Source organism: Bacillus sp. FDAARGOS_527 (assembly GCF_003812125.1).
GTDB lineage: Bacteria > Bacillota > Bacilli > Bacillales > Bacillaceae_G > Bacillus_A > Bacillus_A paranthracis.
In genome coordinates this window covers 1,677,272-1,701,271 of the sequence record NZ_CP033795.1, presented here as the reverse complement: position 1 = coordinate 1,701,271, position 24,000 = coordinate 1,677,272, and the positions used below count along the sequence as shown (strand labels likewise).

Sequence of the window (24,000 nt, the reverse complement as noted above, 5' to 3'; positions counted from 1 at the left end):
ATTTTTAGTATCACATTAAAAACTTATAAATTTTAGTGCTGCGGTTACCTATGCCAAATTAATTTTTTACCACATTCACTATAGGTTCATTGAATATAGCATAATAATAAGCCTATATCTAATTTTAAGATTGGCTTATTATTTCCCCTATATTAGTGTGTAAAAAATAGAAAAACCAATACTTCCGTTGTAGTATTGATTTTTCTTAAGATAAATTATCTTTTTATATTGTACTGATCTATTACTTTTTCTAACATTTCTAAAGTTATCGGTTGAGCTTTCTCTATTAATTGGTAACCAATTCGCCCATTCGGTTCAGCTGTAACTTGCTGTAAACTCTTTAAATCATGAATCCCTTTTTCTCTTAATTGCATATATAGTTGTTGTTCCGACATTTTCGCATTCATCAAATTCTCTTTTACAATCTCTCCATTTTCTACTACTATAATGCTACTGCCATTTAGGAATTGTTCCATCTTCTTTGATTTCAATTCAAAGAAATGAATGATAAGAAGGACGCCTGCAAATATTACAGCTGCAAATATAGATGGGCCTACTTTCCGACTTAATACAGGCTCCACAATAATACGTGCAATTGATACTACTATAATAATTTCAGCTCTTGTCATTTGGCTAACAGATTTACTACCTGTCATTTTTAATGCAATAATTCCAGTCAGAATTAAAATAATGCTTTCAAAAATCATATTCATAATAGCCCAATCCTTTAATGGTGAATGTTACTAGCATTCCCATTTCATATAGCATTCTAAATGTATTTTAATTAAACTTTTTTGTAAAAATTAAACTTACATATACTGAAAAAGAATCTATTTTAACCAACCTTTTTTCAATAAGGATTTGATAATCCATCTTCCATTATCAAAAAAATAAAAAGCACCCGAATGGATGCATATAGATTAAACTTATTCATTATTACTTTCTTCACTTTCATCATCAACTGATTTGGAGTCTAACATGCTGCCTATATCAGGCGGTAAAGCTAACTCTATTCCAGCTATTGGTTGATTATCTTCATTAAACCATTGTTTCTTAAATTTAATCAATTCTTCATTTTTCTTATTTTCATTCATATTATCCCCCCTTTTATGTTTGATATTAAACTCTTTACTTAATATGTACACTGAGAAAGATAATATACTATTTGTACATAATGAAAGAGCAAAAACCATTCTCTGTTTTCACAACCCGTTGTACCTATTAAAGAATCCCCGTACATGTTACTCCGCGCTCTGCTATCATATTAGTGTCTAAACATATGTGGGCTATGTGACAAGTACCTGGTCATTTTGTTCATTATTCATATGAGACAAATACTTTTAAAGGGGTAATTATTCCTTGACTTAATTCCTCAAAACATTGAATGAGTCCTGTATGTTGTATTTCATGTTGAAAAATCTCTTCTATCCATGGTGTTTTTTCTATTTGACTAAAAAACCAATCTGCATGTTGTTGATAATTATATCCGTCACTTGAACCAATGATCCGCAGTTCTTTCTCATAAAAATCAGCGGTTAATGTTAGTTCTTCAATATTACCATCAGAAAGTATACATATTTGTCCATTAGTTTTAAGTGTTTTTTGTAATGTATGGAATCCACTATTTGTAGCAGAACATTCGAAACCATAATTATATGTTTCTACTATCTGTTCTTCTGCATCAAATGTGTTTTTTACACTAAATTTCTGTGCAAATTCCCTTCTATTTCTATCAGGTTCAACAATATCCACATGCTCAACACCTATATAGTATTTTAAGAAATAACAAGTAAGTAAACCGATAACTCCCATTCCAGTTATAAGTACCTTTTCATCCTGTCGCGGGTTTAGTTTCAATATACCTTTAGCAGCATCACACGAAAGAATAGATAATAAAGCTACTTTAGGTTTTATATAACTAGGTACTCGAATTACTTTATACCCATTAACTACTCCTATCGTTTCATGTCCATAAAAAGAAACTACTTTATCGCCTATGTTTAAATTCTTTACTTTATTACCAACTTGAATCACTTCACCGTAACTTTCATATCCAGTTTTTCTTGGATAAATAGGGTGTGTATCTGTAACATCGGATCCATTATACTGAGGTAACTCTGCTCCAATGCTTATTGCACCTGCAATTGTTTTAACGATAATTTCATCATTCTGTATAGACTTAATTTCGCGCGTTTCCCACTTAAGACGTTTTGGTCCTTCTAAAACTAATTTATTTTGTTCCATTTATAACCCTCACATTTTATAAAAATATATTCTCACTACATTTCAAACAATGTATAATAAATTCATCTAAAATTTAAGCTATAACGTTGGCTAGCATCCAACAGTGATAATATGATAATTGAATTTGATGGATATGGAATTAATGAGTATGTTTTTGGCCGTAACTGTTCTCTTAACGAGTTAATAATAATGTATTTAAATGTAAAAAATGAAGAGATATCTAATGAAGATCTTCTAAACTTATTTTGTGTACGATATCATTACGAACAAATCCCAAAGTTATTACAAGAAAACGTCTTGAGCGATGTTGTTATTGATTTAGATACGGACTATATTTATATTCCTAATAGATAACAGTAAACTAGATTAAATGAATAGAAATTAGGATTCAGCTAAGTGTTTAATAAAATAGGTCATTGCCCAAATTAATGTCGCAAATTGCGTGACAAAATACATTGTCCATTCAAAACCAGTCAATTTCCTATCTCGTTTAACCTTCTTTAAGTATCTGTAAAATATAAAAGTACTTAAAAACATAAGCAACAACGATAATTGTTGTAAATCATCGACTATACGTACCGCCATAGACTTCATCACCCTCCTATTCAAAATAAATATACTTTAAGGTTAACATTTATTGGTAGTTTATTTCCATTTAAATTACTTATGTCAAAAATAAAAAGAGCACTCAGCTATTGAGTGCTCTAAAAATATCATTTTATTCTTTTTTAAATTGAAAATTTAGACGTTCCACTTGTTTGATTTCCTCCATTACTTTACGAATTCCTTCTTCAATCCTATCTTCCTTTACATTCGATACGTTCAACTTTAATAGTCTTTGTTTCGGAAAACCTTTCAAATAATTTTTATCAATCGTATCAACACTGATTTGCATTTCACTTAGTCTTTGTATCAACATATCCGAAATACTTGTTTTATGTACTTCTAAACAAGTATGGATTCCAATTGTATTTTGCTTTTTATATGTGAATAAAAGCGGGGTTTCACTTTGCATTCTTTCTAATGCTTCTGCTAGTTTTTTAGATCTATTATTATAGGAAGATTTAATTTTATTTTTATGGCGTTCGAACATGCCACTCTTTATATAAATTTCTAAAGCAGCTTGGGATATCATTGGGCTATCTATATCTAAAATTTTTTTATATGTATGGAAAGCACTCGAAATAACCGGTGGAATAACTGCTACACCAACTCGTAAACCCGGAAAAATAATTTTAGAATAACTTTTCAAATATATGACATGATTACTATGATCCAAGCTATATAACGGATCGGCTTTTGAATCTGTTTCTAGATCTGCTAAATAATCATCTTCTACTATAAATACATTGTATTTCTTAGCCAATAGTACAATTTCTTCTTTCTCATCTTTAGAATAAGAAGTTCCAAGTGGATGATGGTATCTTGGTATTGTATAAAAGAATTTTATTTTACCTGTTCGAAAAATACGTTCCAATTCATTTAAGTCAATACCTTCATTCGTACGTTTAATACCGATTACTGGAACTTTATTTATTTCTAGATATTCTATATATAAATGATACGTTGGCTGTTCAACTAATATTGTTTCATTTTCATTTGGAAATGAGATAGAAGTTAATATTGCAAGTGCCTGTTGCACGCCTGACGTTATAAAAATATTGTCTTCTTTCGTGAACACTTGATAATTTGCCAACTGTTTTTGAATGACTGGAATTAAAGATGGTAACCCTTTCGGTGTTCCGTATACGAACAAATCATTTTTATAAGTATCAATAGCCTTATTAATGCAATGCTGAAAATCTAAATATGGGAACACATCTGGATCTGGTGCCGAAGAAGCGAAATCAATTATCTCTTTATTTTCTATAGTACTCCCAGATTTCTTAACAACGTAGTATCCACTTTGAGGGACAGAATATATAATGTGACGCTTTTCTAATTCATGAAGCGCACGTATAACTGTTGCCTTATTACATTCATATTGCGCAACGAGTGACCGTATTGATGGTAATTTCTGTCCTTCTTTTATCTCTCCATGTTGAATCATTTTTTCTATATCATTTAAAATATGTAAATACTTATACATATTACATCTCCTTCAGCAATTCTATATTTAATTACATCAATTTTTCATTTATATACCATCCATTCCTCAATTAGTTAATTTTCCGATTTTCTATATCGTAAATCCCAATAGCATATGAATCATTTTCAATCCATTTCTTTATTGCTTCTGTTTTAAGTACACCTTCAACTTCTTTTTCTATTTTCTGTCCAAGTTCTCTCGCTCCTACTTCATCATCGCTAATCTTAGTTTTTATATCTATGGTAACAGGTTGATTCTTTTTATAATTTATTTGCTGAATACCAAACCCTTCATATCCATTCTTTCTGAATACATCATCAAATATCTGTCCAAAAACTAACTCCCATCTATGTTCTGCATTTACAATCTCCTTGTTTCTTTGAGATATATTTACTTTATAGGACATAATGCCTTGAATTTGCAATCTTTTATTAATTTCTTTTTTTATTTCGTTAGCATTTTCGCTATCAGCAATCTCTAAATCTACTATTCTTTCCTTTTCATCCCATATAGCAGCACTAAAAAAAGATTCCTCCTTGACTGTCGCTGTAGCAATATCCATAACTTTAGAATCTTCACTTTTGGATTCTTCCCTTTCAGGCTCACAAGCACAAAATAAAGCAATTGAAAATAAAAATACAATCAACTTCTTTCCTCTTTTCATTGCACTTCCCTCCGTAAATTTTCATTTACGATAAACTTTTACTTTCACATATAAATACCTTCTATAATTTTAAAATTTAACATTATTTCACATTTCCTCCTCTTAAAAAGGAAATTACAATTAATAAATAGAATATCTTCATGAACAAATAAAAAGTGAGGGATATGTCATGCAGCGTTTAAATACAATTGATATTAGTAACGTTCTAGAATTAGAAAATACTCTTTCTACTTTATTGAATGAAATGATTTCTTCAAAGCTAGAACTTGAAAACTGGTTAAAAAAACAGTCTACTTTCATTTGGGGAATTGAAGAACAATTAAGGTTGCACTATATCGCTTTTCAATGTAATACAGATAATAAAGAAATAAAAGATACTTTTGAATATGATCAAAAATATGTACGACCTCTTTTGAAACGTTATCAAAATTCATTTGATACTAAATATTTAGAGTCCCCTTTTCGAATGGAACTTGATCCAAAAACGTACAGCTTACTAAATAAAAAAATTAAGAATGCGCAAACATTATTTTGTGAAAAGAATATTGATTTAGAAGTGAACGAAGACAAATTAGTAACCAAATACTTCGAAATCACAGGTGGTTTAACTGCATTATGGAACGGTGAAGAAAAAACAATTACAGAACTACAATCTTACTTACAAAATCCGGATCGTCATATACGAAAAAAAGCAAAAACGCTCATTTCTGAAACATTCTTATCTGTTGAAGATAAATTACAACATATATTAAATGAATTAATCGTAATCCGTGACCAAAAAGCAAAAAACATTCAATTACATAATTATCGTGATTATATGTTTAAAAAACATGAACGTTTTGATTATACACCAGAAGATTGCTATGAGCTTGCTGAATCTATTCGTAAATACGTAGTACCACTTATCGATAAAATATATAATAAGAAAAAATCTGAACTTCAAGTAGAAAGTCTTCGTCCATGGGATTTAAAAGCAACTGCACCAAATCAAAAAGTATTAAAACCTATTGAAAAAGCGAGTGATTTAATCGAAAAAAGTTCTCATATTTTACACAAACTTGACCCTGAATTTTCCGCATTACTGGAACGTATGCATAAAAATAATTGCTTAGATTTAGAAAGTCGTAAAGGAAAAGGACCAGGAGGATTTTGCGAATATTTACCTGCATCTCAATTATCTTTTATTTTCATGAATCTCAATCATACACATTATGATGTTACTACTTTCCTCCATGAAATGGGCCATAGTATTCATAATGATTGTATGAAACAGTTAGAACTTCAAAAGTATTTAGAAATCCCTTCAGAATCAGCTGAACTAGCTAGTATGACAATGGAATTGTTTTCGATGGAGTATTGGGATACTTTTTATGAAAATAAAGAAGAATTTATAGAAGTAAAATTAGAGTTCTTTAAAGATATTGTTAAATATTTGCCACAAATGCTTATAGTTGATCAATTCCAACATTGGATGTATGAAAATCCTAATCATACAGCTAAAGAAAGAAATGGAAAATATTTAGAATTACATAACACTTATCAATCGAATGTAGTAAATATTGAGGGGTATGAAAATTGGGTTGCAACTGGCTGGTTACCTGTGCTACATATATTCGAAATACCATTCTATTACATTGAATATGCAATTGCACAACTTGGTGCGCTGCAAATGTATAAACAATATAAAGAAAATCCTAAACAAGCACTTGAAAATTATAAAAAGGCCTTATCATTAGGTAGCTCTAAATCTTTAACAGAAGTATATGAAGCTGCTGGAATTCGTTTTGATTTTTCTAGCGAAACAATTAAGGAACTAATGGCATTTGTAGAAAAAGAATTAGAATTACTTGAGCAATTATAAGAAGAAAGCTGCACCTATATTTTTGGTGTAGCTTTCTTCTTTATTTTATTAATCAGCTCTATATACTGAGAATCACCATATCCGATTGTTGGAAATAGTTGAAACAACTTTGTTAATAATTCTTGAGTTGATAAATCTTTATTTTTAGAGATAAATTTCATTACAGCATTATCTTCTTTTAGCATTTTTAAATATAGATCTATAGCCTGATACATTACAGGTGGTACCTTATAGAAAGTCTTTTTATGATTTACTAATACTTCATTGTATACCGAAGAATAATTTCCTAATTCAAGTTCAATTTGATTTACTTTAAATTCATCTTCTCTGAAGCTATTTAAGTATACCTTCCCCTCATAACGAGACTGTTCAAGGTATGAAAGTATTGTAAGTAAGTTCATTTGACAAAACATATCTTCACCAAACCATAAAACAATACATTTATACTCTTTCGTAAAAAGTTTCTTTAATGGATCTATAACCTTTTTTGTGTAACTTTCTACTGAACTGTTATGTCCTGCTGCCCTTGTCTTAATAAATTCTTTATCAAAAACTAGTGTAGTAACTTGGTTTACACACATCGCTTCATTAAATGGTGCGTAATCAGAATCACCCATTAGCTTTTCATTTTTAAATTCTTCATACATCATTTGACCATTCAATATGTTTAATACATCTTTATCAAACAGCTCGCTCTTCGCATTTCGTAATTGCTCAACCTCTATTTTTCTAGAAATATTCATATTAAACTCTCCTTCCTTATTTATATTGAGTTTAACATATGTAATGCTCTGCTTTATTTAAATTATTAAGCAGGAGATTACCAATACTATCCCCTTTTATGTATTCCATAATAATTGCCTGTCTATTTTGTATCTTTATCACTTCAAATACGTTTGGAACTGACAGCCCGCATGAATAAGCATATTTTTGTTTTTTTGCTTCATTCATAGACTCTGTATCTGGAAGATATTCTTTAAATAATTTCACAATCTTATTATCATATAGATAAATTTCCGCTGTATTCCCTTTTGCAATTGGATTACCTAAAACCACTTCATTTCTCCCCTTAACATAAATTAGAATAACATCTTATACTTCTCTTTACATTCACTATAACCCTAGCTAAAACCTTCTTCACGACTATACAAAAAAACTTACCGCTTTCCATCCTTAAATAGAAAGCGGTAAGTTTAATTTACTTGGAATATGAGCATGGAGATTTGGTGTATGCAAGATAGTAAATGAATACCCTTGCTGAATAAATGATACTTCATTATGTTTACATTCATATGGAACACTATTTTTCTTCAAATTATTTTGTATGCGTTGTAAAAATGCTTGATCTGGTGTTCCAAAAGAAACATGTACTTTCGGTGGTAAAGCTTTCATCGCAATCGGAATCCATGGTCGCTGCCACCAAGTTGCAACAATGTATGCAGTGCCGCCTATTACAAAGTTAAAAATATCCCTATCTTCCATTGTTTTCAAATTTAGATTTAATTTCAACCATTCCGTAAATACAGGTACACTTTTAACGGGAAGACCGATTTCCCTTACATATAAAACGTTTAATGGTGAATGCGGTATTAATACATCTTCTTTAACATAACTATGTGCAATAATTTCGAGAAGATTTCCATCTCCATCTTTAAAGTATAAATTGAATAGATTATTCTCCTCACCAATTATATTTCCATCTTTCCATTTCACAATGAATAACCCAGAATTTTCAAGCCATTTTGCTGTTTCATGAAATTTTGAATATGAAATTTCAAAGGCGAAGTGCGCAGGTGCAATTGGCTCATACACTTCTTGAAAACTAATTGTTGTATATGGTGTTACTTCAAATTGAATGTAGGATGCTGTTTCTTTTTTTATTGGAAAAGATAATACGTCCCTATAAACTTGTTTTACCCCTTCTATGGAAACAGTTTGTAGTTTTATATCAGAAATATGTGTAATCATTTTACGTCCCCCTATTTCATACTATCTATACGTATTGTATTACAATTATAAATAGATAAAATCAAACGGAAGGATGGATTTTTCATATAAAAGCTACAACTTTAGTATGAATATGTTAGCTTCTTTCATTGCTAGTACAGTAACATTTCAACACCATTATCCTCCATATTTCATTTTTTTGATTAACACTTTACTTAATTTTATTTTTTCAAGTTTCCCCTGCATTGTTTCTATATAAAAAGAGCTGCCTTGCCTTAAACGAAAAGCAGCTTTTACAATAAAATACATTAAGATTTTACAGCAATAATCATAAACCTTTTTGAATTCGTACGAATACCTTTTTCAGAACTATTAGCTTTAATGAACTTTTGCAAAATATTAAAATCCTCTTCCTCTTCTCCAAAATTAGGAATAATAGGCGTATGTTTTAATAAGAAAATAAGATCCTCAGGCGTACTGTAATGATCAGTAACATCATATTCACGTACTTGTATGATTTTAAATCCCGCACTAATAAGTTCCCTCATATACTTTTCTTTTAAAGTTCCGTCTCTTTCACCAAAGCATTGTCCTCTGCCAAATACTTCTTTCAGATTTAATTTATCATGTTCGCTTACTTGTTGTGTTAAGAAAAAAGCACCTTGTTTCATTACTTTTGCTAATTCAGATGCTATAAACGGTGCGTGACAACTAGAAGCGATATCAAAATGGGCAGGCGGAAACGTTAACGCTTCAGAATTCATTTGAAAAAACTCAACATTTTGTACACCTGATTTTTTTAAATTGGAATGTGCCGTTTCAATCATGCCGTTAGAATTATCAATTCCAATTAGCAATTTAGCTGAAGATGCTATATTAAGTACATTTTCTCCTCCACCTGTACCAACATCAAGTAGGGTGTCTGAAAGTTTACATCTTTCTTTCACTTCCCCGTAAAAGTCCCATGAATCTCCTACAGTTTCACATTTTATTTTACTAAAATCCCAACCATTTACTCTTCCTACTTTATCATAAAAGTTTTTGTACTCTAATTCGTTCATTTTGTATTTTCCCCTCTATTAACGCTTATGCTATTGATTCTTTGTGAAAAAGATCCATCAATTTCCCCTATATATGCCAGCCAATCTTCATAAAACGCTTGAACAGTGCGATATCTTTTATTTTTTTCTTTATGTAGAGCTTTTTTACATATATTATATAATTCTAGTGTGCTCTCCCATTTCTCATAGCTTTTATCATTTTTCCCGCCAATAAAAGCAAAAGCAATTCCGGCTAACACAAACACATTCGTTTCGCTTGTAATTTGTGCATGCAGTTCATATTCTTCAGGTGCTTTGAAACGACCTGCTCCCCAAAAATCCTCCCCAACTTTATTGAATACAGGTTTTTTTTGAAAGAAATCAATATCACAGATCGTAAGTTTTGATTGCTCAAAATTATATAAAATACTACCGTCATAAAAATCAACCATGACATATCCTAATGACTCCACATAGGCTGCAAACTCAAAAATTTGTGTCAATATGTTAAGTCTCTCCGTCACTGATAATTGTCTTAGCTTAACAAAAGGCGAATTTGGTGCATGGTGCTTTTCAAACGGTGTAAAGTCCCAATGATTGTGCATGCATTCCCCATCAATCCAATGAAACCTTAAACAAAATCCGTTTTGCATTTGAATAGGATTAATATATGGAACTAGTAAAGGATGTTGAATTTGTTCATACACTTCTTTTGCCTTCATTAATCGTTGGATCGCGTCCTCTATCTTGCCTTTGTATTCTAAATTGCGTGCACCTGCATACTTCAAAAAATAACGTTTTCCATTTTCAATAATACCAAAGCTAATATTTCCTGAATCTTGCTGATCAAACACAGTAAACACTTCTACATCCTTTAACCAATCAAAATTATGCTCCTCAGCCAATGTTAATGGGTATTGATTTTTTCCAATTTTAATATTTATCATGTGCTGCTCCTAGCTTTGAGCGAACGTAGTTGATAGAGGTATGATACGCATACTCAAATTATTTTTACCTCATGCTTGATTTTCTTCTGTTTGTTCATAAAACATCACTCCTTTCAAATAACCGGCCTTAATTACTTTCTATTATATATTATAAAATACAAATTATAAGGAAAATATATTCCATATGCATAAATAGTTTACATAATATTTTTATGGTTTATTTATGTGTGTAATCTACATCTCTCCCCAACCACACATACTATTTAAAACAGTACAGACTGCTTTTACATTCTTCATTTTTATTTCCTCCTTAAAATACATGTAAAAAGTAGGATTCACCAAAAAATTAAAGAATTCTATATATGACAAGTATTGGACGAATTATTTTCAAATTTCTCTATAATAAAGGTGGTATAAACAGTGTGAAACTTATGCAAGAACGTAGCCTTACCGTAAAGACAACTTTTACTAAAGAATACAAGATTTTTATTTTGGGTTTACTCATTTCACGAATTGGGGATTCACTATATACTTTTGCGTTACCTTGGATTGCCTATCAATTAACCGGTTCAGCTGTAATTATGAGTTCTTTATTTGCTATTAACGTATTGCCAATCGTTTTATTTGGCCCTTTAGTTGGTGTAATAATTGATCGTTATGATCGAAAAAAGTTACTTTTGGTAGCGGATATTACTAATATTATTTTAGTAAGTCTTGTTCCAATACTACATTCATTACATCTATTAGAAATCTGGCATTTATACATAATTACTTTTATGTTAGCAGTTATGTCCATGCTTTTTGATGTAACCACTGTTACAGTCATTCCGCAAATTGCTGGAGCATCCTTAACGAAGGCCAATTCTTTCTATCAAATGGTTAATCAATTGGCTAGTTTATTTGGTCCAATGATAGCTGGGGTTTTCATTTCTTTTATTGGTGGCTTTCAGATGCTTTGGATTAATGTTCTTTCATTTATTGCAACATTAATTGCTGTGATATTATTACCGTCTATGAAAACCGTAAACAAGAAATGCCAAGATAAAAATACACTTCAAAATGTACTAGCTGATTTGGTTAATGGATGTAAATGGCTCAAAAATGACCGTTTAAATTTAGCTTTATCTTTTCAAGCTATGATTGGAAACTTTGGAGCAAGTGCGGTTTTAGGTGTGTTCATGTATTATTTACTATCCACATTGCAACTTACGCCGGAACAAAGTGGCTTTAATTATTCACTAATTGGAATAGGCGGGCTCTTAGGAAGCTTGATTGCAGTTCCTTTAGAAAAGAGATTGCAATGTGGTCTTCTAATTCCATTACTCCTATTTGTTGGAGCAATTGGCTTAACTTTTGCGCTTTGGAGTACATATTGGCTTGCTCCCGGAATTGCTTTCGGTATTGCAATGACTTGCAATATTGCATGGAATACAATTGTAGCCACCGTTCGCCAGGAAACAGTTCCATCAAATATGCAAGGGAGAGTTTTAGGGTTTTCACGTGTACTTACACGATTAGCTATGCCACTTGGAGCGTTAGTAGGAGGTATTATTTCAGCTTATAATCCTGTCTTTGTATTTGCTTTAGCTGCTTTTACTAAATTAATTGAAGTCTTTATTGCTTTATATAGTCCGATACGAAAACTATAATAGAAGGAAAGATAACTATGATTGGTTAATTGCAATTATGGATAAGTTTATAAAGAAAAAGGCATATTATAATGCCTTTTTTCTTTACAATCATTTAACTGGATAACAAACTTCTGTAACCCATTTATTAGCATCCGATTCCATCGCTGGGCTCACATGATAAATATTAAACATTGGACCTGCTAATTCGTAACCCTCTGTCTCAATCCATTTTGCCGCAGCTTCATTTACAGCTGTCATCTGTTCATAACTTCCATTAACTGTTATAGAAGCTACATTAGCTGATTCCACATTTTTAAATGTAACGTCTTTTGTATTTTCGTGCTTCCCTAGAATACTTAGCTGTATTTCTACATCTACATCATTTTCTTTGTATTCACGATCATGGAAAACTGCAATACTATAACTCGGATGGGCAATACTAATATTTTTCATTTGTATTTCTTGCATTAATACACCCCATAAATCCTCTTCGCAATTATAAGATGGAATAATCTTTCTAACACTAGCTACATTTCTTTCTGGAATTTCCTTTATTGAAACATGATAGTTCATCTCAACTACATCCTCTCTCATCGATTTCATTGAATCTTCGAGGAGACGTAATTGTTTTTGGAGGTTAGTCATGTCTTCTTTAATTTGAACACTACGATTTAAAAATTGCTCTTTTATGCTATCTATATTATTGCATTCTATTATTTCTTTAATGGTAGCAATATTAAACCCCATACCTTTTAATGTTTGAATTTGATTTACTTTTTTTAATTGGTCTGCTGAATAAAATCGATCTCCACTCAGCTCATCGACTTTTACTGGTTGTAATAATTCCACTTTGTCGTAGTGCCTCAACATACGAATACTAATGGAAGATAGTTTTGAAAAATCCCCTATTTTAAACATATTTTCCTCCTATAAATTACATCTACTTCGAAGCTCAACTTTATCTTAAACAATGACATCGTGTGAGAGTCAACTGTTTATAACACTTGAATTATATTGTATAACCTCTTTCGTCTTAAACCTATGAAGATTGATAATAATCCGTTCACAGCTAATAAAATTACTATAATACTTGTAAGTAAACCTATATCTGCCGCAAATATTTTTATCGTACGCCATGGTGAACTTGTACTATAAGTAAGCAGTGGGATAAAAATAATAGATGATAGTAGAAATAGACTCCCTATGAATAACCAAATTACCTTTTTTACAGTTTTCACATGTTTATACTTTTTAATTAACATAATTGATATTATGAAAAGTATAAGTGTAACTAGCAACAAAACAATTTGTATTAATGGGATGTTTTTAGGGATATCAACCGGTTCTTCTCCATTCAAAATACTAATAATCCCCTTTTTCAATTCTGATAGTGCGGTTTCTTCTAATACATGATTTTTATTTGTTAAAATCACACCACTCCAGCCACTTTTATTTAAAGTAAATATTTCTGCACGAGCATCGGGCGTTGATCCTGAATGCCAAATCATCGTTTCGCTTTCATTTATATTTGTTGTTCTTAATCCAAAACCATAACTTTTTTCTGAATTTATTTTATAAAGTGGTGAAAGATAAAGATCCATGTTTTCTTGCTTTAAAAATTGAAGATTTTCTTGGCGATTCAAAAACATAATGAATTGAATCATATCTTCCAAATTCGCGGTAATATAACCATATGGTGCCCCGGCATTATCATAGGACACTACACTTTTTCTTGGTATGCCAAACCACGACTGATAACCCGTTAAATAACCTTTTTCATATGCAGTTTCTTTACTTGCTGCCACACCATTCATATTTAACGGCTGAAAAATATACTTTTCCATATATGATGAATATGTTTCATTTGTAACTTCTTCAATAAGTGCGCCTAAAACAATATAATTTGCATTACTATATTGATATTTTTCACCTGGTGAAGCAGTTACTTTTACATTTGAAAGTTTCATTACATTTTCTTTTAATGCTGTAGAACTTTTAGATTGCTTATCTGATAATGCTAAGCCTTCATATGTGTTGATTCCGCTTGTATGAGTTAGTAGATGTTGGATTGTTATAGTTGAGGATATTTGAGCATCTTTTAGTTTAAACCAGGGGAGATATCGTTGAACTGGATCCTCTAATTTTATTTTTTTATCTTCTATTAATTTCACTATAGCTAAAGCTGTTAAAGATTTACTTATTGAGCCGATTGCAAATGGCGTTTTACTAGTTACCCTTTTTTCAGATTCTCCAATAACCCCCATCGTTTTTGTGAAGAATACTTCTTTATTATGTACAATTGCAACAGCAACTCCTGGAATATTCTGTTCATTTATAAATTCTTCAATATACTTATCTAAAGTAGCTTTAATATTTTGCTGAGCATACACTTTTGGATGAACGATACATAATACTAATACATTACAAAGAATACATATTTGGAATAATTTATAAATAGTTTTCTTCATTATACTTTAGATAGCTTTCTTTTTTTATAATTTACTAAACTAATAAATACTACTACAGAGATTGTAAAACTACTCATTATTAATAATGAGTTCCACCATTGATTCTCTGATATACGATATAAAATATTATAATCAAATATAGCTTTACTATTAGTTTGGTTAAATGATTCAGTTAAAAATATTGAAAATGTAGTTTGCGAGATAAGGTAAGTAATAAATGCGATGAATATGCCACGTAAGACAAATGTGTTGTATTTTCCTTTTTCATTTTGAAGTTGTTTCATTTTAACTTGTAAATCAATTTCATTTATTTCTAAAAAATCTTGAACAAATAATTGAGGGGTACCTAAATCATCTATACTGTCTTCACCATGTTCACGACATTCTTGAATATGTTCTAATATTTGTCGCTTTATATTTTCCCTTTCTTCTAAACTAATATCGTATTGCTTTAATTCCTTTAGTACGTCTGTTAAAAATTGCTTTTCTTTACCTATCAATCTATTCCTCATTTCAGAAGGTCTCCTTTCAAACCGCTTTTTAATAATGTTTGAATATCCGATTGCAATTCTAACCACTCATTAATTTTCTTCTCAAGACGTATTTTACCGTTTTCATTAATTTCATAATAAATTCTAACTTTACCACTGTCTGTTACTTCTTGATAAGTATTAACCCAATCTTGATTTTTTAACTTAGTTAAAATTGGATAAATACTTCCTACTCCTTTCAATTTTAAATTGTGTACTTCTAGCTCTTTCATAATCTCATAACCATAACTTTTCTTTTTTGACAAAATAGATAATACACACATTTCTAAATGCCCTTTAATTAAACTCGTTCTATCCATAGGATAAATTTAACAGAAATATATACTTCATTCAAGTATATATTTCTGTTAAATGCAAAAAAACAGACAATAAAACAAAAAAATTAACAAACAACAATACCACTCATCAACCGTTTTTAATCTCAACAATTATTTTTATAATATAATAATTACATAATTAATATAACCTTTAACGTTATTATCCTCTTAATTCAAAAACCTTATCTTTATATATTTCAAACCATTGTTGCCATTTATCTTTAGAAAATTCTTTTTCTTCTCCTTCTAAAACGGCAGAAAAAAGATCTAAACAAATATGCCAACCTGCTATATCTTTCGGTGTATGATCAGTTAATTCATGAATGTATTCTTTAAGAAGTAAAAGAGAACCATTTTCCTCTTTATGTATTTCAAATCGGACACGATCTTTACCCCAAGTAAATTCAAGTACTGAGTTTAATTGACATTCTAAAATATCAATATTTATGAATGAACCATCCATCATATCAAACTTTATGACTCCACCTGTTTTAAGGCTTTCAACCTGTAAATTAGACATCCATTTTTTCAGCTTACTGGTTTCTGTTAAAGCAGACCAAACTTCCTCTATTGTATATGGAAATTCGCGTTCAAATTTTACAATATATCCATTAGTTAGTTTCCCGATTTCAGCTATCATATTGATTGCCTCCCTATATAGAATGTATGTTCTTAATTTATTTTACACGAATATAAATATAAAATAAATCTTTATATAAACGAAGTAGTAATTTAAAGTTAAACGTGATGAGAAAAACTTTAATCTTTTCTAAATCAATTTAAATAATCTTGAAAAATAAATATCATTTATGCACGTTTCTTCCCAAAATATAGACTTACGCTCAAATAAAAAGAGCCGCATTTGCGACTCATAAATTTATAGAATTACTCCTGTTTTTGTTGAATGATTTACCGCTTAATCGCATCAACAATTAACGATGGAAAACCAAGTTTATCACCTTTATTTCTAGAATCATACCTTTTCGAACGGAAAATAACACCGTCGTTTGCATCCCATTCATTATAATAAAACTGACCATTTTCATCACAATATTCAAGTAAAACTACCTCAAATCCAGCAGTTTCAAACATTTTCGTTATTGTTTTATAGGTATGGACAATTTTATGACTTGCTGCTGGGTGATCTTTTGGGCCAGGTCCACCTATTTGAACTACATTTTGGTACGCCTCATCTCGGAAAAATGCATCAGGAACACCGCACCGCATATGCCCCTCTTGCTTTAAAAATTCATAGCAAATTTCAGCAGCTCTTACACCTTCTTCAAACAAATAAGCTGTACTATCTACTTTTATATTTTTCTAAATTTGCGAACTAAAGTGAACACTATACCTGCAAAAACCATCCATAAGCCCATTGTTGTACTATTAGTTGTACTGCCCCCCGTGTTTGGAAGCTCTTTATATGTAGATTCTTTTTTATCAGAATTACTGTTGTTTTGGATATTACCGCTATTACTGTTATTAGTACTACCTTTAGCTTTGCTAGCGTCTGTATCCTTCACTAATACTTTTTGTATGGCATGTACCTTATTACCTACAGAATCTGTGACACTATATATTATTTCAAAAGTACCAACTTTAGTGGTATCTCCAATATCTTTATATACTACTTTAGAAGTAAGATCACCATCTTCTTTATCCGTAGCTGATACACCTACCATTGGATTGAATTCATCTCCCTTAGTAATTGTAGTTGTAGAAGGTACTTTTAGTATTGGTATGTCATTCTTAACTTCTTCTCTACCTGTGACTGTTACAGTTTGTTTCGCAATTTCTTCATGGCCTTTAGAATTTGTAACTGTATACGTTACTATGTAAGTACCGACTTTAGAGGTATCTACTTCCCCCTCAACTTTTACTTTAGAAGTAAGATCGCCGTCTTCTTTATCAATAGCTTTTACTTTTTCCATCGGATCGAATGATTCTCCTACAGTAATTGTCGTTGCAATAGGAACTGTTAATGTAGGTTTTAGATCTGATGTTTCTCCATCCCTCTCTACAATTACGGTCTGTGTTACCGTTGCTTTCCCACCTTGAGAATCAACGACAGAGTAATCCACAATGTATTTGCCTGGTTTAGAAGTGTCTACATCACCTTTATGTTCTACTCGATTTGTTAAATCACCATCTTCTTTATCAATAGCTTTTATATTGCTCATTGGGTCAAACTTATCACCGACACGTAGTGTAATTGTTGGCGGTACTGTTAGCTCTGGGACTTGGTTTGCCTCAGTTTTTTCGTTTTCTTTCACTGTTCCTTTAATTTTTGCTGCATCAAAAGCTTTTTGGACCGTTTCAACCTCAATGGAATTTGCCCCATATTTATTTGTTGCAACTTTAAGACACGCTAATCTTAATTCAGAGAAATTAGAAGTCATGTTCAATTCATCAGTATTTGCATAATAGAAAATATCAAACATTTTATCTTCACCAATACCATTTACAGTTACACCGTTATGAGTGCCACCTTGTGCAATTAAATACGCGACTTTATTAATAATACTTGAGTTGAAATGAACGCCCTCATTATCCTCTCCGTTTAAATCACTGTATTTGCTATAATCATCTGGATACGGTACTCCATTAAAAAATTTGACTGAAGATGGATTTTTCATATTACGGAGAACTGATCCACTTTGTTCTCCTATTGTCCAATTAAATTCCCCATTATTTATATATTTCTCAATAGCCGTTCCCATAATATCAGATAACGCCTCGTTAATTGCTCCAGATTCTCCAAAAAATTCAAGATTAGATTCACTAGATGTAACCGCATGTGTAAATTCGTGACCCGCTATGTCAAACGATCTAACCATTGGATCACCATATATAAGCATACTAACATTGTTAATATTAGCGCTAAATGCATTCCCCCAATTTTTAGGATCACTTGTTTCTCCAGAATCCCATGCATGTACAACTGAAACTACTTTTTTCCCTTTATTATCAAAACTATTACGCTTATATTTGTCTTTATAAAAATCATATACGTTTGTCGCTAAGAAATGAGCACTTACCGCTTTTGGGTCATTAAATGTTGTTGATGTGCTAGTTGTTAATATACCAGGATAATATTTTTCTTCAAAAGTAATATCTCTATAATTTACATCATACGTCTCAATTCCTTGCCCTCTTGTATAATCAGCAAGCGCATATTTCCCGTTACTTTGTTCAGAAATACCGAATGTACGAGTTATTCCTAAATCATCTTTTCCAGTCCCGGTTAATGATTTAAAATTACTTTTTTTACTCTCCTGAATAGCTTCAACACGCTCTTCATTTACTTTTAAATCTGACTCTTGCACCATATTTTTCAACATATCACCACTATGAGCATCCACTAAATAAGTTCCAGATACATAGTTTGGTGTGGCAGCTGCAAATGTAACTTGATATGCATTTGTAGCTTGCCCACGATTTTCATCAACAAAAATAACTTCCTTAACTTCTGCCTCAGAAATAAATTGAATATCATTTCCGTACTTCGTATAAATATATTGTTTTGCTTCTTCTTTTGATAAATTAATAGGATTCTTTAAATCTTCTTTTTCTAAGTTTTGTGCACTTTCCCCTGAAACACTTTTAATAATACCCTTTTTATCTACATGAGCAGTCAATTGGTGTCCGTATACTTCTTTACCTTCATATATTTGTTGCATACGAACAAGTGTAGTCCCATCATATGAACCACGTTTTTGAAGAACCTTGTAATCTACCCCTTTGTCTCCACTAACTTGTTTTGGAGACAAAGCATGTTCCGTCTTTTCCTTAAGTGCATCTTTCACTACGTTCTCTGGCGTTTTTTGTGATGGTTTTGTAAGTTCACCTGTACGGAACGAATCCTCTTGAATATCAACTTGCATTTGATCCGTTTCCTCCGCATAACCTTTCTCGTATGGTACTATGCTTGTCAAAGCTAATCCTGTTGTTAATGCAACTATAGCTATTTCTTTTTTATTTTTCATGTTATTTCCCTCTTATGATTTCCTAAAATATGAAATTACTAAAATTTATACAATCTATTTCTAATGTAAAAAGATGACTTCTGTAATCAACAAAAGTCACCTCTTCAATATGTAATACCCCTAATATATTTTTAATGCATAATTTCTATATAAAACAGAAAAAGCATTCATTAACGAGCATTTTGCATTACTTTTATTAGGTCATTTATATTTTCAACTTTCTGCTGAAACTGATCAAATCTACTATGTAACAATGAAGGATTCTTATCTTCAGTTGAAATAACTTTTTTTAACTCCTGTTCTAATATATCATATGTATCAAAGAAATTATCAAATTCTACACTTACAAGCTCTTCATTTTCACGATAAAATCTTTTTGTTTCTATATAAGTCATGTATGATTTATTTAAAAAACCTAATGAAATTAAATATTTAGAAGTGTTTTCTTGATAAATAGCAATATCACATGCTATTTTCATATCAGAATAAGTCTTTTGAACGAAAGAATGCAATTCAAAAATCTTAAACTTTAATCCATTATTCATTTCATCCCCTCCCATCCTATCTATTCTACATAAAAAAAGAATATTATACAAAGTAAAATATCAATATAGTACAAAAATAAAAAGCGAAAGAATAAATTCTCCCGCTTATTATATCAATAAATACATTTCATATTGTGCTAAAGAATTCTTTTCAAATCCAGTTTTCTTTAAAAACCCTTCTAGTAAATTGTTATTTGGAAATCCAATTGATAAACTTTCTAAATTCAACTCATCTCTTGCTACTTGTAATAATTTTGATCCAATACTACGATTTCTATAATCTTTGTCTATGAAAATAAAACTAATTTTACCTTGTTCATTTATACATATAGAACCTTTTAAATCATTATCGACATATGCACCATAAAATGTATGATTTGTTTTTTCGATATAATCCATATCATTTTGCCAGTTTATATGGAAGTGTAACCATTTCTGAATTTCAACTTTAAAAGCAGGGAATTCTAATTGTTTTACTTCAATTCCTTTACATTCTTTAAGCATTATTTTAGTCATATCTTTTAAATTATAATAAGATAGATCGTACACTTTTTCATAGCCTAATTTATTATAAAAACGAATCGCCCGGTCATTACCTACAATGACTTCAAGAAAAAGTTGCTTACACCCGTTTTGAATCGCTTCATCTTTATGCAGTTCAAATAACTTTTGACTCACACCAATACCGCGATACTTAGGGTGAATAGCTAATGTTCCACAACGCATTGTTTTTATACTTTCATAAATCTTAATACCACCAAGTATTACACCAACTGGTTTGTCACCGTCTAAAGAAAGAAACGAGTGTTCTAACGAATTCCCTTCAGCTCCAAAAAACCTTTTTATAAAATCTTCTTTTGAAACTTCCATCTTAATAATATAATCTGAAAACCCATCCCTAAAAGCTTCATACACTAAATCTATATTTATTTCACTGCATCTTTTATATTGAATCATATAAAATTATCCCCCACTTACTCGTGTTAAACTTAACGTTCAAATACATAAGATCTACTAGTCACATCATACTTTAATTTTGAATTCTACTGCTTAATTTGAAATGAACGGACACTTCCCTACATATCTATCACTATTAATTTGTTTTATAACAAACGGTGCAATATCGCCATTTTGTATTTTAATTCCTGGCATATCAACTAAACTCTCTTTTATACTTCCAATACCATTTCCCTCTATAACAAATGGTAATCTAACAATTGTCCAATCTACCTCACTATTTTGGATAATTTGTAATTCTTTATATTTATCTTGCATCATTTTTGGTAAAAACAATTTAAACAAAGTAGCTCCTATTTTATTTACAATTCCCTTCTGATCTCCCGTAACATTTAAAGAACCTCCGGAAATTACAATATATCTTTTTATTTTAGACTCCTTCATCGCTTCTAAAATATGCTTCGTTACTGTACTAAAAATGTAAGATTCATTTTTCGGTTGACCTACTGCATTAATTACAGCACTACAACCTTGAAGTAAGTCTTGTATCGTTGAAAAGTTACGTGCATCCCCAATAATAGTCTCTATATTTTCATTTATTTTCTCTGTATTTGTAGAGTTTCTCGTTAATATTTTTACTTGATATCCCTTTTCTAACGCTTCATTTACAAGAATTTTTCCAGCTTTTCCGTTTGCACCCAAAATAGCTATTTTATTTGTACTTTCCAATATTAACCCCTCTTACTATCTATGATTTACTACATTAATCTCATATACACGTAAAAAAGCAATTAAATGCTCACACGCTCGTTCACATGCTAACATTTTAAAGATTTTTTGTTCCTCTTTCGTTTTATCATTTGCTTGATCTGAAGCAGCTTTTAAACATAAAAAAGGTTTTTTATTGATTTGACATACATAAGCAAAAGCTGCCACTTCTTGATCAACTGCCAATGCCCCATATACAGTATGGAGTAAATATCTCATTTCCGAACTACGGATACGTTGATCTCCAGATAAAAATGTCCCGAAATGAATCGGATCATACGATCGTATTTTTTTTATTCTTCTTACAAGTGATTTTGTTGTTTCAATAGGTGCTGTTCTACCATTATATAAGTTAAAAACATCTTCACCCGAACCAGCAGCAGTGACATCGTGTTGTATTGCGTTCAGTGCCACTACAATATGACCATTTTTCACCTTATTTGATAAACTCCCGCATATCCCTGTCATAAACAACTCATCCGGCTGAAACTCACTAATTAATAATTGTACACAACTAGCACAACTTACCTTCCCAACACCAGTTATAACTGAAATAATTTCCAGATCATTTATAGTATGAAAATGAAATTCCCAAGCGGCTTTTTTTTCAATGCGTTCACTTGGATAAGATTGATGCAAATACGTAAGTTCAGGTTCCCAAGCGGCTACGATTGCAATACGTTTCATTACAAACTTCACTTCCCTCACTGTCATTTAAATAATTTATCTATGCTTTCTCTTTTATAATCTGGTATCCACTCTTTATATTTCTCATATAAATTTCGTATTGTTTCTTTATTCTTCGAAATTACTTCACTTCCTCTATCATCATGCATAAACATGATAATATCTTTTGTTGCATTTATGAGAAATACATCTGGATAAGAAATTTCTTTTTTTGCGTCCTAAACGGGGATAAAGACCTGGTAAATCTTCATGATTCGCCGCTTTAATAAGTCGTTTATACTTTATATCACCAGCGAAATATTTTAATGAAAATTGATATGTACAATACAAGTCAGTTTCTTCATCTTCAAAAAAAAAGTGTGGATTTTTTACATTTCCCTTTTTAAGTCAATAAACATTTGCTATTAAAAACACTTTATCTTCTTTTGAAAATATATCTTCAAATAAGTGTTTATTATATGTATGGTACTAATGTAACCCCAGTAAATATTTCATTCATATATTCTTTTAACTGTATTTTATATTCTTTCTACTCTACAATTTCTTTTAACTGCCAATATGCATCTTCTAGCCAAGGGTGTAAAACTTTCAACGTATCTTTTCTATCCCACAAATATGAAATATATGCAAAAGTTGCATGTTCTAAAGATTTTTCTATCCCCTTTTTTACTTCTACTAAGTATGGTGGTGTCCCATTTTGATCCCATTCTATTTTATCAGCAACAAATAACACTAAATCCATCTTCGTTGCATGTTTACGCAGTGTGGTATGGCAACAAATTGCATTTAAAGTCTCTTCATCATGCACTTTAAATATCTCTTTTGCGATTACTCTCGAAAGTTTTTGATGAATAATCATTGGGAATTTTCGTTCTTCTTCTAATATCTCTATTCCAAATTCTTCAGCAACTACAATCCGTACTTCATTTGGAAAAATTGCACTAATATCATGTAAATATCCCGCAATCGCTGCTTTTTCTTCATCTTCATAAAACATTTTTGCAATTTTCCTCGCCTCATTTGCTACACGAATTGAATGTTTATATGTAGGCTTCTGATTATATTTTAATAAAAAATCTTTAATATCATTTTCTATTTTTCCAGTTGGAGAAAATGAATATATCTCCTTATATAACATAGTAAATCCTCCTTAAAACTAACTTTCAATATAATATATAATCTTAATATCCTTGTGTTTTGTATTCGTTATAAATGTTGTAATCCCTTTTTTAATACGTTACATGAAATTTTATACAGAATCATCGCTACAAGTACATAAATGTTTGATATTATAGTAA

At 30.7% G+C, this 24,000-nt stretch carries 23 protein-coding genes and 4 pseudogenes; 3 read left to right on the top strand and 24 right to left on the bottom strand.

The genetic code is table 11. The features are described 5' to 3' along the window. Positions 1 to 215 precede the first annotated feature (215 nt). The 3 genes from EGX95_RS11125 to EGX95_RS11120 all read right to left on the bottom strand — a co-directional run bounded on the left by EGX95_RS11125 (position 216) and on the right by EGX95_RS11120 (position 2,244). The gene (locus EGX95_RS11125; protein ID WP_001055960.1) at positions 216 to 713 is read right to left on the bottom strand and encodes a DUF421 domain-containing protein; all 498 of its coding nucleotides are present in this window, start codon (positions 711 to 713) and stop codon (positions 216 to 218) included. Positions 714 to 926: 213 nt separating this feature from the next. After that, entirely contained in the window at positions 927 to 1,094 is a 168-nt protein-coding gene (locus EGX95_RS30380; RefSeq protein WP_001004886.1) for a hypothetical protein, read from the bottom strand. A gap of 223 nt (positions 1,095 to 1,317) precedes the next feature. Further along, positions 1,318 to 2,244 carry an alcohol dehydrogenase catalytic domain-containing protein gene (locus EGX95_RS11120; RefSeq protein ID WP_000437340.1) on the bottom strand — a complete coding sequence of 309 codons (927 nt, stop codon included), beginning with the start codon at positions 2,242 to 2,244 and terminating at the stop codon, positions 1,318 to 1,320. A gap of 111 nt (positions 2,245 to 2,355) precedes the next feature. Here EGX95_RS11120 and EGX95_RS11115 point away from each other — a divergent pair, with 111 nt between their 5' ends. Next, positions 2,356 to 2,598: a hypothetical protein gene (locus EGX95_RS11115; protein ID WP_000582702.1), complete on the top strand. Its 243-nt coding sequence runs from the start codon at positions 2,356 to 2,358 to the stop codon at positions 2,596 to 2,598. Between the two features lie 27 nt (positions 2,599 to 2,625). On the opposite strand, the gene EGX95_RS11110 is transcribed toward EGX95_RS11115, so the two are convergent. The 3 genes from EGX95_RS11110 to EGX95_RS11100 all read right to left on the bottom strand — a co-directional run bounded on the left by EGX95_RS11110 (position 2,626) and on the right by EGX95_RS11100 (position 4,997). Beyond that, on the bottom strand, positions 2,626 to 2,829 hold the full coding sequence (locus tag EGX95_RS11110; RefSeq protein WP_000290885.1) for a hypothetical protein: 204 nt from the start codon (positions 2,827 to 2,829) through the stop codon (positions 2,626 to 2,628). 133 nt (positions 2,830 to 2,962) lie between these two features. After that, the gene (locus tag EGX95_RS11105) at positions 2,963 to 4,333 is read right to left on the bottom strand and encodes an aminotransferase-like domain-containing protein (protein WP_000280087.1); all 1,371 of its coding nucleotides are present in this window, start codon (positions 4,331 to 4,333) and stop codon (positions 2,963 to 2,965) included. 70 nt (positions 4,334 to 4,403) lie between these two features. Next, entirely contained in the window at positions 4,404 to 4,997 is a 594-nt protein-coding gene (locus tag EGX95_RS11100) for a DUF4030 domain-containing protein (protein ID WP_000820254.1), read from the bottom strand. 169 nt (positions 4,998 to 5,166) lie between these two features. Between EGX95_RS11100 and EGX95_RS11095 the strand changes: the two genes are divergently transcribed. Next, positions 5,167 to 6,858, top strand: coding sequence for a M3 family oligoendopeptidase (locus EGX95_RS11095; protein WP_001189369.1), 1,692 nt, complete (start codon positions 5,167 to 5,169; stop codon positions 6,856 to 6,858). A gap of 14 nt (positions 6,859 to 6,872) precedes the next feature. On the opposite strand, the pseudogene EGX95_RS11090 reads toward EGX95_RS11095, so the two are convergent. The 5 genes and pseudogenes from EGX95_RS11090 to EGX95_RS11070 form a co-directional block, all read right to left on the bottom strand. Further along, positions 6,873 to 7,643 (bottom strand): annotated as a pseudogene (locus EGX95_RS11090) (AraC family transcriptional regulator); the annotation flags it as partial. Next, a pseudogene (locus EGX95_RS11085) lies at positions 7,639 to 7,914 on the bottom strand (aminoglycoside phosphotransferase); the annotation flags it as partial. The pseudogenes EGX95_RS11085 and EGX95_RS11090, both read right to left, overlap by 5 nt. A gap of 117 nt (positions 7,915 to 8,031) precedes the next feature. Continuing rightward, positions 8,032 to 8,826, bottom strand: coding sequence for a VOC family protein (locus tag EGX95_RS11080; RefSeq protein WP_000627959.1), 795 nt, complete (start codon positions 8,824 to 8,826; stop codon positions 8,032 to 8,034). 287 nt (positions 8,827 to 9,113) lie between these two features. Then, entirely contained in the window at positions 9,114 to 9,866 is a 753-nt protein-coding gene (locus EGX95_RS11075; protein WP_001003854.1) for a class I SAM-dependent methyltransferase, read from the bottom strand. After that, positions 9,863 to 10,792: a serine/threonine protein kinase gene (locus EGX95_RS11070; RefSeq protein ID WP_000608204.1), complete on the bottom strand. Its 930-nt coding sequence runs from the start codon at positions 10,790 to 10,792 to the stop codon at positions 9,863 to 9,865. The genes EGX95_RS11075 and EGX95_RS11070 overlap by 4 nt, the downstream gene beginning before the upstream one ends. A 422-nt stretch (positions 10,793 to 11,214) precedes the next feature. Between EGX95_RS11070 and EGX95_RS11065 the strand changes: the two genes are divergently transcribed. After that, positions 11,215 to 12,441: an MFS transporter gene (locus tag EGX95_RS11065; RefSeq protein ID WP_000772535.1), complete on the top strand. Its 1,227-nt coding sequence runs from the start codon at positions 11,215 to 11,217 to the stop codon at positions 12,439 to 12,441. Positions 12,442 to 12,531: 90 nt separating this feature from the next. On the opposite strand, the gene EGX95_RS11060 is transcribed toward EGX95_RS11065, so the two are convergent. From EGX95_RS11060 to yqeK, 13 genes and pseudogenes are all read right to left on the bottom strand, one after another. After that, positions 12,532 to 13,341, bottom strand: a complete 810-nt coding sequence (locus tag EGX95_RS11060) for a MerR family transcriptional regulator (RefSeq protein ID WP_000472611.1) — start codon at positions 13,339 to 13,341, stop codon at positions 12,532 to 12,534. Between the two features lie 77 nt (positions 13,342 to 13,418). Next, complete coding sequence (locus EGX95_RS11055; RefSeq protein WP_000751425.1) at positions 13,419 to 14,891, bottom strand: serine hydrolase domain-containing protein; 1,473 nt, start codon at positions 14,889 to 14,891, stop codon at positions 13,419 to 13,421. After that, positions 14,891 to 15,403 (bottom strand): hypothetical protein, encoded by a 513-nt coding sequence (locus EGX95_RS11050; protein WP_002080533.1) that lies wholly within the window; start codon positions 15,401 to 15,403, stop codon positions 14,891 to 14,893. Before EGX95_RS11050 ends, EGX95_RS11055 begins: the two co-directional genes overlap by 1 nt. Beyond that, complete coding sequence (locus EGX95_RS11045) at positions 15,400 to 15,741, bottom strand: PadR family transcriptional regulator (protein ID WP_001997521.1); 342 nt, start codon at positions 15,739 to 15,741, stop codon at positions 15,400 to 15,402. The genes EGX95_RS11050 and EGX95_RS11045 overlap by 4 nt, the downstream gene beginning before the upstream one ends. Positions 15,742 to 15,919: 178 nt before the next feature. Continuing rightward, a complete protein-coding gene (locus EGX95_RS11040; RefSeq protein ID WP_000559854.1) occupies positions 15,920 to 16,399 on the bottom strand; it encodes an SRPBCC family protein in 480 nt (159 codons plus the stop codon). 269 nt (positions 16,400 to 16,668) lie between these two features. Next, positions 16,669 to 17,046 (bottom strand): annotated as a pseudogene (locus EGX95_RS11035) (SAM-dependent methyltransferase); the annotation flags it as partial. A 23-nt stretch (positions 17,047 to 17,069) separates the two neighbouring features. Continuing rightward, positions 17,070 to 19,745 carry a M4 family metallopeptidase gene (locus EGX95_RS11030; protein WP_000791137.1) on the bottom strand — a complete coding sequence of 892 codons (2,676 nt, stop codon included), beginning with the start codon at positions 19,743 to 19,745 and terminating at the stop codon, positions 17,070 to 17,072. 170 nt (positions 19,746 to 19,915) lie between these two features. Next, positions 19,916 to 20,290 (bottom strand): hypothetical protein, encoded by a 375-nt coding sequence (locus EGX95_RS11025; RefSeq protein ID WP_001059027.1) that lies wholly within the window; start codon positions 20,288 to 20,290, stop codon positions 19,916 to 19,918. Between the two features lie 108 nt (positions 20,291 to 20,398). Beyond that, positions 20,399 to 21,247, bottom strand: a complete 849-nt coding sequence (locus EGX95_RS11020) for a GNAT family N-acetyltransferase (protein WP_000617046.1) — start codon at positions 21,245 to 21,247, stop codon at positions 20,399 to 20,401. 93 nt (positions 21,248 to 21,340) lie between these two features. Further along, positions 21,341 to 21,976, bottom strand: coding sequence for an SDR family oxidoreductase (locus EGX95_RS11015; RefSeq protein ID WP_000446322.1), 636 nt, complete (start codon positions 21,974 to 21,976; stop codon positions 21,341 to 21,343). Between the two features lie 15 nt (positions 21,977 to 21,991). Further along, positions 21,992 to 22,729 (bottom strand): phosphorylase family protein, encoded by a 738-nt coding sequence (locus EGX95_RS11010; protein WP_000218296.1) that lies wholly within the window; start codon positions 22,727 to 22,729, stop codon positions 21,992 to 21,994. Further along, a pseudogene (locus EGX95_RS30740) lies at positions 22,726 to 23,219 on the bottom strand (DUF3885 domain-containing protein). The gene EGX95_RS11010 and the pseudogene EGX95_RS30740 overlap by 4 nt, the downstream one beginning before the upstream one ends. A gap of 12 nt (positions 23,220 to 23,231) precedes the next feature. Next, positions 23,232 to 23,840, bottom strand: coding sequence for a bis(5'-nucleosyl)-tetraphosphatase (symmetrical) YqeK (gene yqeK / locus EGX95_RS11000; RefSeq protein WP_000965884.1), 609 nt, complete (start codon positions 23,838 to 23,840; stop codon positions 23,232 to 23,234). Positions 23,841 to 24,000: the final 160 nt, after the last annotated feature.

What these genes read in the sequence shown, in the direction of transcription:
- EGX95_RS11125 (WP_001055960.1), bottom strand. Translation starts at nt 713, where the DNA reads ATGAATATGATTTTTGAAAGCATTATTTTAATTCTGACTGGAATTATT.
- EGX95_RS30380 (WP_001004886.1), bottom strand. Translation starts at nt 1,094, where the DNA reads ATGAATGAAAATAAGAAAAATGAAGAATTGATTAAATTTAAGAAACAA.
- EGX95_RS11120 (WP_000437340.1), bottom strand. Translation starts at nt 2,244, where the DNA reads ATGGAACAAAATAAATTAGTTTTAGAAGGACCAAAACGTCTTAAGTGG.
- EGX95_RS11115 (WP_000582702.1), top strand. Translation starts at nt 2,356, where the DNA reads ATGATAATTGAATTTGATGGATATGGAATTAATGAGTATGTTTTTGGC.
- EGX95_RS11110 (WP_000290885.1), bottom strand. Translation starts at nt 2,829, where the DNA reads ATGGCGGTACGTATAGTCGATGATTTACAACAATTATCGTTGTTGCTT.
- EGX95_RS11105 (WP_000280087.1), bottom strand. Translation starts at nt 4,333, where the DNA reads ATGTATAAGTATTTACATATTTTAAATGATATAGAAAAAATGATTCAA.
- EGX95_RS11100 (WP_000820254.1), bottom strand. Translation starts at nt 4,997, where the DNA reads ATGAAAAGAGGAAAGAAGTTGATTGTATTTTTATTTTCAATTGCTTTA.
- EGX95_RS11095 (WP_001189369.1), top strand. Translation starts at nt 5,167, where the DNA reads ATGCAGCGTTTAAATACAATTGATATTAGTAACGTTCTAGAATTAGAA.
- EGX95_RS11080 (WP_000627959.1), bottom strand. Translation starts at nt 8,826, where the DNA reads ATGATTACACATATTTCTGATATAAAACTACAAACTGTTTCCATAGAA.
- EGX95_RS11075 (WP_001003854.1), bottom strand. Translation starts at nt 9,866, where the DNA reads ATGAACGAATTAGAGTACAAAAACTTTTATGATAAAGTAGGAAGAGTA.
- EGX95_RS11070 (WP_000608204.1), bottom strand. Translation starts at nt 10,792, where the DNA reads ATGATAAATATTAAAATTGGAAAAAATCAATACCCATTAACATTGGCT.
- EGX95_RS11060 (WP_000472611.1), bottom strand. Translation starts at nt 13,341, where the DNA reads ATGTTTAAAATAGGGGATTTTTCAAAACTATCTTCCATTAGTATTCGT.
- EGX95_RS11055 (WP_000751425.1), bottom strand. Translation starts at nt 14,891, where the DNA reads ATGAAGAAAACTATTTATAAATTATTCCAAATATGTATTCTTTGTAAT.
- EGX95_RS11050 (WP_002080533.1), bottom strand. Translation starts at nt 15,403, where the DNA reads ATGAGGAATAGATTGATAGGTAAAGAAAAGCAATTTTTAACAGACGTA.
- EGX95_RS11045 (WP_001997521.1), bottom strand. Translation starts at nt 15,741, where the DNA reads ATGGATAGAACGAGTTTAATTAAAGGGCATTTAGAAATGTGTGTATTA.
- EGX95_RS11040 (WP_000559854.1), bottom strand. Translation starts at nt 16,399, where the DNA reads ATGATAGCTGAAATCGGGAAACTAACTAATGGATATATTGTAAAATTT.
- EGX95_RS11030 (WP_000791137.1), bottom strand. Translation starts at nt 19,745, where the DNA reads ATGAAAAATAAAAAAGAAATAGCTATAGTTGCATTAACAACAGGATTA.
- EGX95_RS11025 (WP_001059027.1), bottom strand. Translation starts at nt 20,290, where the DNA reads ATGAATAATGGATTAAAGTTTAAGATTTTTGAATTGCATTCTTTCGTT.
- EGX95_RS11020 (WP_000617046.1), bottom strand. Translation starts at nt 21,247, where the DNA reads ATGATTCAATATAAAAGATGCAGTGAAATAAATATAGATTTAGTGTAT.
- EGX95_RS11010 (WP_000218296.1), bottom strand. Translation starts at nt 22,729, where the DNA reads ATGACAGTGAGGGAAGTGAAGTTTGTAATGAAACGTATTGCAATCGTA.
- yqeK (WP_000965884.1), bottom strand. Translation starts at nt 23,840, where the DNA reads ATGTTATATAAGGAGATATATTCATTTTCTCCAACTGGAAAAATAGAA.